We start from the raw sequence: 11,997 nt of genomic DNA, 5'->3' as shown, positions 1-11,997 counted from the left end.
CGGCAGACGATTTCCTATAAAAAGGGCGCGACCCTAGGGTGTAAGCCCTATAAGGCCGCGCCCTTCTTTAGACGCTCAACGAGCTATTCGCTAAAAGCTAAATTAAGCAACGAACTTCTCGAAGTACTTGATGGTGCGGACCATCTGAGAGGTGTAGGAGTTCTCGTTGTCGTACCAAGAGGTGACCTGAACGAGGGTCTGGCCGTTGCCGAGGTCAGAGCACATGGTCTGAGTGGCGTCGAAGATGGAGCCGTGGGTCTCGCCGATGATGTCGGTGGAGACGATGTCGTCCTCGTTGTAACCGAAGGTCTCGGAGATGGTGGCAGCGTAGGCCTTCATAGCAGCGTTGACCTCGTCGACGGTGACCTTCTTGTCAACGACAGCGTAGAGGTTGGTGATGGAGCCGGTCGGCGTCGGGACGCGCTGGGCGGCACCGATGAGCTTACCGTTGAGCTCGGGGAGAACCAGGCCGATAGCCTTGGCAGCACCGGTGGTGTTGGGGACGATGTTGACGGCGCAGGCGCGGCTACGACGCTTGTTGCCCTTGCGCTGCGGGCCGTCGAGCGGCATCTGGTCGCCAGTCCAGGCGTGAATGGTGGTCATGATGCCGGACACGATGGGAGCGAAGTCGTTCAGACCCTTGGCCATCGGGGCGAGGCAGTTGGTGGTGCAGGAAGCAGCGGAGATGATGTTGTCCTCAGCGGTCAGCGTCTCATGGTTGACGTTGTACACGATGGTGGGCAGATCGCTGCCGGCCGGAGCGGAGATGACGACCTTCTTGGCGCCAGCGTTGATGTGGGCCTGAGCCTTAGCCTTGCTGGTGTAGAAGCCGGTGCACTCGAGAACGACGTCGACGTCAAGGTCGCCCCAAGGCAGGTTGTTAGCGTCGGCCTCCTTGTAGATCTTGATCTCCTTGCCGTCAACGGTGATGGAATCCTCGCCAGCAACGACCTCGTGATCGCGAGCGTAGTTGCCCTGCGTGGAGTCGTACTTCAGCAGGTAAGCGAGCATATCGGGAGAGGTGAGGTCGTTGATAGCGACGATCTCGGAGCCCTCATGACCGAACATCTGACGGAAAGCCAGACGACCGATGCGACCGAAGCCGTTAATAGCAACCTTTACTGCCATTGTGTCTCCTTTCGTAAGGCCCCCGCGAGCTACAGCGCCCGCCGTTGAGGCCCACAAACTAACCACTCGCCTAATATACCTTTTTTTTGACTTGAATTTCACGAGAATGCTCGAAATTGAAAATCAAATTTACGTTAAAACGTTTTAAATACTAAAATAGCAGCTAAATCCATATATAAGTCGTTACTTCAAACTACCTGTTTGCTTCAATGAGCTTTTCAAGCCGTAAAACACGATGGTAGAGGGCTGACTTCGACAAGGGAGGGTCAGCCATCTCCCCCAAATCACGCAGCGACAGATCGGGATAGCGCTCGCGCAGGTCGCAAAAGACCGCCAAGGCATCCGGAAGCGCATCACGAAGGCCACGCTGCTCGAGCTCATCGATAAGCGCAAGCTGATGTTGGGCGGCACCGGCGCTTCTGGTCTGGTTGGCGAGCTCGGCGTTCACGCGACGGTTCACATCGTTCTTAACCAACTTGACCGCGCGCGCCTCCTCAATCTCGGCAACGCTGCGCTTGGCGCCAATCAGCTTTAATAGATGCTCGATTTCCTCGGCGCTCTTAATGTACACGGCATATGACCCCCGCCGTGCATTAACACGAGCATGGACCCCAATCTGCTCCAACAGATCGCAAAGCCCCTTGGCATATTGCTCGCCCTGCACAGCAATCTCCAAATGAAAATCGCCGCGTGGATCGGCCACGAAGCCGCCCGCGATGAGCGCGCCGCGGATATAGGCAAGTCTACAGCAAGGACGGGCAACGATATGTCGGGGTACGCCGGCGACAAGTCCTCCCCTACGTTCGAGGATACCCAGCAGAACCAAGGCCTTATCCAGGTCTGGCTGATCAGGCAAGGTGATGAGGTAGTTTCGAACCTTATGCAATACAGATTTACGGACGGTGAACTCCGTTTTGAGCTTAAGGATACGATGCGTCAGCGTGATCATCGTGCGCGCGACGGCTCCCGTCTCAGTCGCAACCGTCAAACGATACCGCCCAGAGCCGGTAAGCGAGAGCGTACCGCTCACGCGCGTGAGGGCGGCAAGCGTCGACAAGTCGCAGTATTCACATTCGGGTTCGCAGCGCGCAAGCTCGTCGCGCACCTCAGCGGTAAACGACATGCAGGCCTATGCCTTCGTGTTGGCGCGCGACAGGTCGCGGTGGGAGATGCTCACATGATACTGAGCGCCTTCCAGGTAACGGGCCGTGGCCTCGGCAATGGCAACGCTGCGGTGCTGGCCGCCCGTGCAGCCGATGGCGATAGAAAGCTGCGGCTTACCCTCCGCGATATAACCGGGCATGACCGTATCGAGCAGCTGTGTCCAAGCCTTCCAAAACTCCTGCGTCTTGGGATGGTCCAGAACAAAATCGGAGACCTTTTTATCGAGACCGGTCATCGTGCGCATCTCGGGATCGTAGAACGGATTGGGCAGGAAGCGGACGTCGATCATAATATCCGCTTCGACGGGCATGCCGTGCTTAAAGCCAAACGAGAACACGTGGACGTCCATGAGCTGCTGGTCGGACAGCTCGGAAAATGCCATACGTAGCTTGTTGCGCAGCGCAGAGGTACGCAGACGGCTCGTGTCGATAATCATATCGGCTCGGTCGCGCACGCCCTGCAGCTGAAGGCGCTCGCGCTGAATGGCATCGGCCGTAGTCTCCCCCGGCTTGGCAATGGGATGACGGCGGCGATTTTCGCTGTAGCGACGAATCAGCACCTCGTCAGAAGCCTCCAGGAACACGATGTCGCAGCTCATCTCGCGCTCTTCGAGCGCGGCGACCGCATCGAGCAACTCGTCAAACAGTCCCTGGCTACGCAAATCGCAGGTGACGGCGAGATGCCTGCCCACGCCCGTATTGATGCCGACGAGCTCGGCAAGCTGGGCGATGAGACGCGGAGGCAGGTTATCGATGCAAAAATAGCCCATATCCTCGAACACGTGCATGGCCTGTGTGCGGCCCGATCCGGACATTCCGGTGATGATGACGATATCGGGGATGCGCTCCGAGCGCTCCGCCGCATCCATGGCATCTCCCTTTTGCATGTGCTGCCTCCCAAAAACAAGCGCGGGACCCAGCAACCCGGATCCCGCGCGGTCAATTGCCTATATTGAGTATACCGCCCCGAGCGGATACGAGGCCTGTCTTACGCCTCAAGCGCAGCCTTGAACCAACTCGTAATACTCGTGGGGTGCGTGATGGCGGTGCCGACGACAACGGCCCAGGCGCCAGCATCGATCGCGGCGCGAGCCTCCTCGGGCGTGTGCACGCGGCCCTCGCAGATGATGGGAAGACCGGGGAATTCCTCGGTCGCCTGACGCAGGAGCGGCAGATCGGGGCCATCGGCCATGGTGCAGTCGATGGCAGCGACACCGTGAGAAAGCGTGGTAGATACAAGGTCGAAGCCCATATCAACCGCACGGCGAATATCCTCGATGGTGGCACAATCCGCCATCAGGAGCACACCCTCCTCGTGCAGCGGACGGAAGGTATCCTCGACCGTCTTGCCATCGGGGCGCGGACGATCGGTGGCGTCGATCGCCACGATATCGGCACCGGCAGCAACGCAGGCGCGAGCGTGACGCAGCGTCGGCGTGATGTAAACGCCCTCGTGCCCATCCTTCCACAGGCCGATGACGGGAACCTCACAGCGACCCTTAATGGCGGCAATGTCGGCAAGGCCTTGGCAGCGAATGGCGGCGGCGCCGCCGAGCTCGCAAGCGCGAGACATTTGAGCCATGGTCTCGGGCGTACGAAGCGGCTCGCCCATATACGCCTGAACGCTCACGACGAGCTTGCCCTTCAGGGATTGAATCAATGGATCGACGGTCATAAGGCTGTAACCTTTCTCAGAACAGCCTCCCGAGGCGTGTTGTCTCGGGAGGCTCCTACAGAAGATACGTTTACTTCAACGAGGCAAGAAGATGCTCAGCGGCACCGATGAGCGGAGCATCGCCCTCCAGAGAACCGATGAGGATCGGCGTGTCCTGAAGCGGATCGAGCGCCTGGCTGGCATAGCCCTCGTGTACCGAATCCTTCCACGTCTGTGAACGCCAATCGGGACCTTGGTGAATCACGCCACCCGAAAGCACGATGACCTCAGGGTCCAGGATGTTAGCGAGCGAGCCCAAGCTGGCACCCAGCGCAAAGCCGGCGTCATGGATGACCTCGGTCGCCTTTGCGTCGCCCGCACGGCACAGGTCGTTCACATCGCGACCGACCGAAGGACGGCTGGGGTCGACGCGACCAAAGCGCTCATCGTACATACGACCAATGGAAGTGCCCGAAGCAACCGACTCCAGATGGCCGGAACGCCCGCAGGCGCAGGGAATACCGGCGGCAGCCGAGCACTCGATGTGGCCCATATGGCCAGCAGCACCATGGAAGCCTTGCATCACGCGGCCGTTCTCGACATATGCGCCGCCGATGCCCGTACCGATGCCAAGACACAAGACGGAGAACTTGCCCTTGCCGACGCCCCAGTGGGCCTCGCCCAGAGCATGAGCCTGCACGTCGCCTACAACGGCAACGGGAAGACCGAGGTCCTCGCGCAGGCGCGGCCCCAACTGAACACCGGACCAGTCGGGCATGATCTCGTTGGCATACGCGATGGCGCCCGTCTTGGGATCGACGACGCCGGCAGCACCGATACCGACGCCAAGGACCTCGACATCGGGATTCGCCTCGAGAGCAGCCTTGATGGACGCCTCGATACGCTGGAAGACGGCCTCGCCGCCCTCTTGGGCCTCGGTGGGAACCTCGGCCTCAAAAACAGGATGGGGCACACTACCGTCAGCCGGGTACTCCATGATGGCAGTCGCGATCTTAGTTCCGCCGATATCGACAGAGCAGACGTACTTGTTCTCCATGTCGCTCTCCTTAGGAGATAAAAAACAACTACAGGAAATGCGCCGTCAGGCTAGCCGTCACAGCGCGGAAAAGGTTTTCCAGGTGCCCGAGATCGCCAAGAAACCGTGTGACCATTGATCTAATGGGTCATGGCCGCACGGTTGAACGGCGAGGTCGGGTGCCCGGGGAAGCTTTACAGGAGACCGTTGTCCTGGAGGACCTTCTTGATCGCCTCGACGTTCTCGCCGGTCATGGCCTTCACCGGGCGCGGCATGGTCGGGCTGTCGAAGATACCCATGAGGTTCATAGCGGTCTTGAAGGCGCCGACGCCACCGGCATAACCCTGGACGCCCGAGGTGACATCCCAGATGTGCGAAATCTCATTGAGGCGATCCTGCTCGGCCTTGACGGTAGCCCAGTCACCAGCCTGAGCGGCCTTCCACTGACGCACGTAGCCCTCGGGCTCAACGTTGGCGAGACCCGGAACGGAACCGTCGGCGCCACCGAGGTAGGCGCCGTCGACAACAACCTCGTGACCGGTGAGGATGCTCATCGGATGGCCGTTCTTCTCGTTCTCCTGAACGAGGTAGCGGAACGAGATGTCATCACCCGAGGAATCCTTGACGCCGGCCAGAACGCCCTCGGCACCGAGCTTGGCAAGGAGCTTCCACGGGAGCTTGGTGTGGACACACACGGGGATGTCATAGGCGAAGATGGGCAGGTCGAGTTCCTCATGCAGGATGCGGAAGTGCTCCTCGACCTCGGTCATGCCCTGCAGGGCATAGAACGGGCAGGTGGCGACAAGCGCATCGGCGCCCAGCTCCTGAGCGACCTTACCGTGCTCGATCATGCGCTCGGTCTCGGTGTCGATGATGCCGACCAGAACGGGAACGCGGTGGTCGACGATACGGACGGCCTCGGAGATGATCTGACGGCGACGCTCGTCGGTGGAGAAGACGACCTCGCCCGAGGAGCCCAGGAAGAACAAGCCATCGACGCCGGCATCGATCATGCGGTTGATGCTGCGCTCAAAGGAGGCAACATCGAGCTGGTGGTCTTCGGTATCGGGAACAACGACGGGAGGGATAACGCCGGTGAATTTCTGAGTTGCCACAAGAATCTCCTTAGTTGTCTGGTGGGCAGCCCTATGCCGCCCACTCTTGTTGGCAGTGTCCAGGCCGTCTAGGCCAAAGAACACGAGTAGAACGTTTGGTTAAAAAAGTCGACGACTTCGTTTTCGAACGCATTGATGCGCTCGTGAGCGTATTTGGCATAGATGATATGTCTCCGGTCACACTCAAGACCGTTGAATACGGCAAACTGATCCTTGGGATCGCTCACGGTATCCATGAGCGATGTGCCCATGAGCACCGATCCGCGCACCCGAGACGACAGCGCCTCGAGGCCGCCAGGAAGCGGATTGGCAACCGCCGTGCAGGCGAGACCCCGCTCGTCCAGAGCAGAAACCGCCAGCGCGACTCCGCCGCCTAGACCCTCGCCCCATGCAAAGATGCGGTCGGGGTCCATGCCATCAAGATTGCGCGCCACCTTCGCCAGCGCGCGACCCCAACGGACGCGCTCGACAAAAGCGGGCGAAGAAATCCCCCGCTGCAGGTCGTCCGCACCAGCAACATCGTCATCCAGCGCGAGGACGGCATACCCCATGGCGGCAAATCTCGTCATGTGATGCCAGCCGCGCACAGGCCGATCGATGTCGTGGAACATCAGGCACAACGGCACGCGCTCAGATACTCGGGCGCGACCGACAGGCTCGATCAAACGAGCGTGAATCGCATCGTCACCGAGCTCAAAGGAGACCTCCGAGTAACGGGCGCAGGGGTTAACAAAGTCAATCGCCGTAATGGCCAGGCCTTGAATCTCAAGATTCGAAGCGCATGTCTCTAAATCAGAAACATCTGCTTGGACATCACCGCACCAGTCCCGATATTCTGCGAGCCTTGACGAAACCGTTCCAGGAATTCCCACGAGCCCGGGGACAATCAGCTCGTCAACATTGTTCTCGCACTTAGACATGAGCCTCCCCTCCCTTGCAGAAAAACGGAATGATCAAATCGTCAAAATCCTGAATCTCCTCGTGGCCAAAGCCTTCAAAGAACTCATGACGCTTTTCGCAGGTCAGATTGTTATAGACCGCAAACTGCGTCGCTGGCGGACAGACGATATCGGCTGTGCCGGTGCCAAACAGCACGGGGCATTTGACCATAGGGGCAAAGTTCTTGGAATCGAAGTACGCCAGCTTGGCATAGGCTTCGTCAATACGAGTCGAGTCCTCGTCAAACCAGCGAGACCAATAGCGCAGGCCCTCGTAGGCAATGTCGTCGGCATCCAAATCCCAGACTAGGCGGAAATCTGACAGGAAGGGATAGAGGATGGCGGCACGATTGATAAGCTCGCTGTTAAGCGCACAGGTCGCAATGCCCAAACCGCCGCCCTGAGACGCGCCGTTCACAAACACACGGGCAAGATCGATGCCCTCGAGCTCGCGAACGATGCGGCACAGGATGCGAATATCTTGGTGCAAGCGGACATAGTAGAGGTTGGCCGGGTCGCCGTCGATACCGGCGACGATATGGCCCGCGACCGTTGTGCCCTCAAATCCACCAATGTCCTCGGAGGGACCTCCTTGGCCGGGGCAGTCGAGGGCGATGAGTGCCATGCCCATGCCCGCAAACGACGCCTGCTCAAACCAGCTGCGGCTTGCACCCGGATACCCATGGAACTGAAGTACCAATGGCACGGGCTCGTCCGAGACGGGTTTAAGGTACTTGGCATGCAGGCGCGCGCCACACATGCCGGTATACCAGAGGTCGAAAAGCTGGCAGGTCGCGGCATCGGCGACCGATGCCGTATCAATCGCATAGTCAAGCCCGACGGCGTCGGCCTCGGCCATGCGATCCTTCCAAAAGAGATCGAAATCTGATGGACGGGGCATGGCGCCTCGATATTCACCAAATTGATGTTGTAGCTCCTGAGCACTTGGCATGGCTCGTGAACCCAACCTTTCGAAATCGCAACGGAGGTGCGCCCGGCAAGGGAACCGGGCGCACGGGAGGGAAAGCGAGGCTACTCGCCGAGCTTGGGATGCAGCAGCGACGGCGCAGCGCCGAGCAGCATCTTGGTGTAGGGGTCCTGGGGGTGCTGGAAGACCTGCTTGGCCTCGCCCTGCTCGACGATCCTGCCGCCATTCATAACGATGATGTCGTCAGAGATATAGCGGACCGTCTGGATGTCATGGCTGATGAACACCATGGCCAGGCCGAGCTCCTTCTTAAGGTCGGTCAGCAGGTTCAGAATCTGCGCGCGGACCGAAACGTCCAGAGCCGAGGTGGGCTCGTCGGCGATGATGGCATCGGGGTTCAGCGACAGGGCACGGGCAATTGCGACGCGCTGGCGCTGACCACCCGAAAGCTGGCCGGGAAGAACCTCGGCAGCGGAGCTGGGCAGACCGGTGAGCTCCAAGAGTTCCTTGACGCGCTTCTCCTGCTCGGCCTCGGTACCCAGGTTGTGGACGCGCATGGGGTCGAGCAGTTGCTCGCGAACGACCATGCGGGGGTTGAGCGCCGTGGCCGGGTTTTGAAACACGACCGAGATGACGCGACCCATGTGGCGACGGTCCTCGGCGGTACGTTTGGTAACGTCCTTGCCCTTAAAGTAGACCTTGCCGCTCGTGGGGGCCTGCAGGCCGCACATGACGTTGGCGGTGGTGGACTTACCGCAACCGGACTCGCCGACGATGCCGATCGTCTGACCGGGCATGAGCTTAATCGTTACACCCTGGACGGCGTGAACCAGGTTGGGGTGCAGAATCGAGCCGGTACGGGTCCTAAAGGTGACGTGGACGTCATCAAGGAAGATGATCGGCTCGACGCCGTTGACTGCGGTCTCGCTCATCTACATCACCTCCGCGTGAGGGGTCAAACCATTTGCCTTGAGCACCTCGTCGGGGAGCTCGGAATAGAAGTGCTCGGTGCCGGGCACGCGCTTGAAGACCGGACGGGTGTCCAGGCCAATACGCGGATGGCTCGAGCGGGGCGCGAAGCGATCGCCCTTGGGGAAATCGCGCGGACTCGGAACGGCGCCGGGCACCTGGTGCAGGCGGCCCGAACCGCTCTCGATGGACAGAACGGAACCCAGAAGACCGCGGGTGTACTCGTGGATCGGGTTAGTGAGCAGCTCCTTGGTGGGTGCCTGCTCGATAACCTGGCCAGCGTACATAACCGTGATGTTGTGGGCGACCTCGGCGACCAGCGCCAGGTCGTGCGAAACGAAGATCATGGCAAAGCCGAGCTTGGCCTGAAGATCGTTGAGCAGCTTGATGACCTGCTTCTGGACGGTAACGTCCAGAGCGGTCGTGGGTTCGTCGCAGATGACCAGCTTGGGGTCGCGGGTAAGGGCCATAGCGATCAGGACACGCTGACGCTGGCCGCCGGAAAGCTCGTGCGGATAGCTCTCGAGCGTGCGCTTGGGATCGAGGCCGACGAGCTCCAGGAGCTCCTCGGCGCTGCGGGTTCCGCCGCGCTTGGTGAGCTGCTTCATCTGGGCAGAGATGAGCATGGAGGGGTTGAGCGAGGACAGGGCGTCCTGATAGACCATAGCGATATCGGTACCGCGCAGGCCGAACCACTCCTTCTTGCTCATCTTGAGCAGGTCACGGCCCTCCCAGAGGACCTCGCCGGAAAGGTGCTCGTCATCGTCGGTCAGGCCCATGATGGCCAGCGTGGTGATGGACTTACCGCAACCGGACTCGCCCACCAGGCCCATGGTCTGACCAGGACGGACGTCAAAGTTGACATGGTCGACGACGTTGATATCACCGTGATGCTCAAACTGGATGCAGAAGTCACGGACCGAGAGAATCGGTTCAACAGACTCGTCGGGCACATGGCGATCGTCACGCTTGAGCTCGACATCGCGCAGGGCGCCAAGGCGAGCGGAGAGGGACTGGGCCTGCTCCTTGTAGGCTCGAACGGGGTCGGAGACCAGCAGGTCGGCCTCGCGACGCTTGGAGGAATCGGTGGGATCCAGGGCGGCGGAGGGAGCAGCGGCCATGGCGTCGGTAATGCCCTCGGAGAGGATGTTGAGCGCCAGGCAGGTGATCATGATGGCCAGGCCCGGGAACAGTGCCTGCCACCAACGGCCGGCGAGCACGCCGCCGCGGGCGTCGGCGAGGATGTTGCCCCAGGTAGCGGTGGGCTCCTGGATACCAGCGCCGATGAAGGTCAGCGAGGCCTCGAAGATGATGGCGTCGGCGACCAGGGTAACGGTGAAGACCATGATCGGGGCGATGCAGTTACGCAGAACATGCTTGATCAAAATCCACGGAGCCTTGGCGCCGGAAACGATGACCGCGCGGACATAGTCCTCGCCGTACTCGGACACGATGTTGGCGCGCACGATACGGGCAATCTGCGGAGTGTACATAAAGCCGATGGCGAAGATGATCGACGGCACGGAGTTGCCCAGGATGGAGACAAAGACGGCCGCGAGGGCGATGCCCGGGATGGACATGATGATGTCCAGGATACGCATGATCGTCTCGGAGACGGCCTTGCGCGAAACCGCTGCAAGGGCGCCCACGACCGAGCCGCAGACCAGAGCCATGGCGGTGGCGCCAAAGCCGATAATCAGCGAGTAACGACCACCGTAGAGCATACGCGACAGAATGTCGCGACCCTTATCGTCGGTACCGAAGATAAATCCGTTGCCGGGAGCCTGGCGAGCCGTAAAGATCTCGACCGGGCTATAGGGGGCAAGAAGGGGCGCCAGAATCGCAGTCAGGGCGACCAGCACCAGCACGACGGCGGCAATCTTAGAAGACAACGTCATCTTCTTCCAGCCACCGAGCTTGAGCCCCTTGGAGGCAGCCTTCTCGAGCTGCTCGGTTTGCTTCTCTCGAATCTTTACCATAATCTACACCGTCCTGATGCGCGGGTTGATGAGCAGGTAGAGCATGTCAACCACGATGTTGATGATGATGAAGGCGAGAGCAACGACGATAACGACGCCCTGAACCAGGTTCGCCTCGTTGCCCTGAACGCCCTGCAGAATCGCAGTGCCCATGCCGGGGAGGTTGAAGATAACCTCGATGACGACGGCGCCGCCCATGAGGTAACCGATCTTAAGACCGAGGGTGGTGACCGGGGTGATCAGCGCATTGCGAAGAACGTTGATGCCGACGACGACCTTCTCGGGAACGCCGGCGCCGCGAGCCATACGGACATAATCCTTGTCGAGCTCCTCGACCATGGCGGTACGCACGATACGAGTCATCTGGCCCGTCAGCGGAAATGCCAAGGCGATAGCGGGCATGATCATACGTCCAAGATAGCCAACCGGATTCGTGGTGAAGTGAGGCAGAGCACCCGATGCCGGGAGCACCTTAAGGTAGGAAGAGAACAGCAGGATCAACAGAACGGCAAGCCAGAACGACGGGGTTGCCAAGCCGGCGATGGAAAAGACGCGGATCACTTGGTCCGGCCATTTGTCGCGATACAGTGCCGCGATGACGCCGAGCAAAAACGAAACGACCGCACCGATGGCAAGACCGATAAAGGTCAGCTGCATCGTGACGGGCAGGGCCGTGGAGATGCGCTTGGCAACGGAGTTGCGAGCAGCACCATAGGTGCCCATGTCGCCATGGATCAAATCGCCCATATAGCGCACGTAGCGCACGGGCCAGGGGTCGTCCAGACCATACTTCTCATGGTACTCGGCAACCGCCTCGGGCGAGGCACCGTCACCCAACGCCGTGTAGGCGGGGTCGGTCTTGGAGAACGACATAAGGAAGAACACCAGGACGGTGACGCCCAATGCCATGATCGGCAGCGCCACAAGACGCCTTCCAATCAAACGTAGCAAGTTGTTCACGTTCTCTCCCCTTTCTTTTGTCGGTAGGACCAACTGGTATATGAGTACGGGTACTCATTACAAGACCCGAGCGACATCGTTGCCGCCCGGGTCTTTGTTTCAACTATGAGGATACGGCCCCAATGAC

At 60.0% G+C, this 11,997-nt stretch carries 11 protein-coding genes; all 11 read right to left on the bottom strand.

Going from position 1 to position 11,997, the window contains the following annotated elements; translation table 11 throughout:
• Positions 1-102: 102 nt before the first annotated feature.
• Positions 103-1,128, bottom strand: coding sequence for a type I glyceraldehyde-3-phosphate dehydrogenase (gene gap / locus GPK42_RS03060; RefSeq protein ID WP_022094880.1), 1,026 nt, complete (start codon positions 1,126-1,128; stop codon positions 103-105).
• Positions 1,129-1,321: 193 nt separating this feature from the next.
• On the bottom strand, positions 1,322-2,251 hold the full coding sequence (whiA, locus tag GPK42_RS03055; RefSeq protein ID WP_195503714.1) for a DNA-binding protein WhiA: 930 nt from the start codon (positions 2,249-2,251) through the stop codon (positions 1,322-1,324).
• Positions 2,252-2,257: 6 nt separating this feature from the next.
• The gene (rapZ, locus tag GPK42_RS03050; RefSeq protein ID WP_022094878.1) at positions 2,258-3,178 is read right to left on the bottom strand and encodes an RNase adapter RapZ; all 921 of its coding nucleotides are present in this window, start codon (positions 3,176-3,178) and stop codon (positions 2,258-2,260) included.
• A gap of 101 nt (positions 3,179-3,279) precedes the next feature.
• Positions 3,280-3,966: an N-acetylmannosamine-6-phosphate 2-epimerase gene (locus GPK42_RS03045; protein ID WP_022094877.1), complete on the bottom strand. Its 687-nt coding sequence runs from the start codon at positions 3,964-3,966 to the stop codon at positions 3,280-3,282.
• A 70-nt stretch (positions 3,967-4,036) separates the two neighbouring features.
• Positions 4,037-5,002 carry an ROK family protein gene (locus GPK42_RS03040; RefSeq protein WP_215693437.1) on the bottom strand — a complete coding sequence of 322 codons (966 nt, stop codon included), beginning with the start codon at positions 5,000-5,002 and terminating at the stop codon, positions 4,037-4,039.
• 173 nt (positions 5,003-5,175) lie between these two features.
• On the bottom strand, positions 5,176-6,096 hold the full coding sequence (locus GPK42_RS03035) for a dihydrodipicolinate synthase family protein (RefSeq protein ID WP_195520698.1): 921 nt from the start codon (positions 6,094-6,096) through the stop codon (positions 5,176-5,178).
• 68 nt (positions 6,097-6,164) lie between these two features.
• Complete coding sequence (locus tag GPK42_RS03030; protein ID WP_215693435.1) at positions 6,165-7,016, bottom strand: acetylxylan esterase; 852 nt, start codon at positions 7,014-7,016, stop codon at positions 6,165-6,167.
• Entirely contained in the window at positions 7,009-7,986 is a 978-nt protein-coding gene (locus GPK42_RS03025) for an acetylxylan esterase (protein WP_215693433.1), read from the bottom strand. Before GPK42_RS03025 ends, GPK42_RS03030 begins: the two co-directional genes overlap by 8 nt.
• Before the next feature lie 80 nt (positions 7,987-8,066).
• Positions 8,067-8,894: an ABC transporter ATP-binding protein gene (locus GPK42_RS03020; RefSeq protein ID WP_117848735.1), complete on the bottom strand. Its 828-nt coding sequence runs from the start codon at positions 8,892-8,894 to the stop codon at positions 8,067-8,069.
• Positions 8,895-10,910, bottom strand: a complete 2,016-nt coding sequence (locus GPK42_RS03015; RefSeq protein WP_035138893.1) for a dipeptide/oligopeptide/nickel ABC transporter permease/ATP-binding protein — start codon at positions 10,908-10,910, stop codon at positions 8,895-8,897.
• 3 nt (positions 10,911-10,913) lie between these two features.
• Positions 10,914-11,870 (bottom strand): ABC transporter permease, encoded by a 957-nt coding sequence (locus GPK42_RS03010; RefSeq protein ID WP_035138896.1) that lies wholly within the window; start codon positions 11,868-11,870, stop codon positions 10,914-10,916.
• Between the last annotated feature and the right edge of the window lie 127 nt (positions 11,871-11,997).

The sequence above is a fragment of the Collinsella aerofaciens genome (assembly GCF_018785265.1).
GTDB lineage: Bacteria > Actinomycetota > Coriobacteriia > Coriobacteriales > Coriobacteriaceae > Collinsella > Collinsella aerofaciens_AI.
This window is presented reverse-complemented; position numbering and strand designations above follow the sequence as displayed.

Coding starts and splice junctions, on each gene's coding strand:
- gap (WP_022094880.1), bottom strand. CDS start 1,128: ATGGCAGTAAAGGTTGCTATTAACGGCTTCGGTCGCATCGGTCGTCTG.
- whiA (WP_195503714.1), bottom strand. CDS start 2,251: ATGTCGTTTACCGCTGAGGTGCGCGACGAGCTTGCGCGCTGCGAACCC.
- rapZ (WP_022094878.1), bottom strand. CDS start 3,178: ATGCAAAAGGGAGATGCCATGGATGCGGCGGAGCGCTCGGAGCGCATC.
- GPK42_RS03045 (WP_022094877.1), bottom strand. CDS start 3,966: ATGACCGTCGATCCATTGATTCAATCCCTGAAGGGCAAGCTCGTCGTG.
- GPK42_RS03040 (WP_215693437.1), bottom strand. CDS start 5,002: ATGGAGAACAAGTACGTCTGCTCTGTCGATATCGGCGGAACTAAGATC.
- GPK42_RS03030 (WP_215693435.1), bottom strand. CDS start 7,016: ATGTCTAAGTGCGAGAACAATGTTGACGAGCTGATTGTCCCCGGGCTC.
- GPK42_RS03025 (WP_215693433.1), bottom strand. CDS start 7,986: ATGCCAAGTGCTCAGGAGCTACAACATCAATTTGGTGAATATCGAGGC.
- GPK42_RS03020 (WP_117848735.1), bottom strand. CDS start 8,894: ATGAGCGAGACCGCAGTCAACGGCGTCGAGCCGATCATCTTCCTTGAT.
- GPK42_RS03015 (WP_035138893.1), bottom strand. CDS start 10,910: ATGGTAAAGATTCGAGAGAAGCAAACCGAGCAGCTCGAGAAGGCTGCC.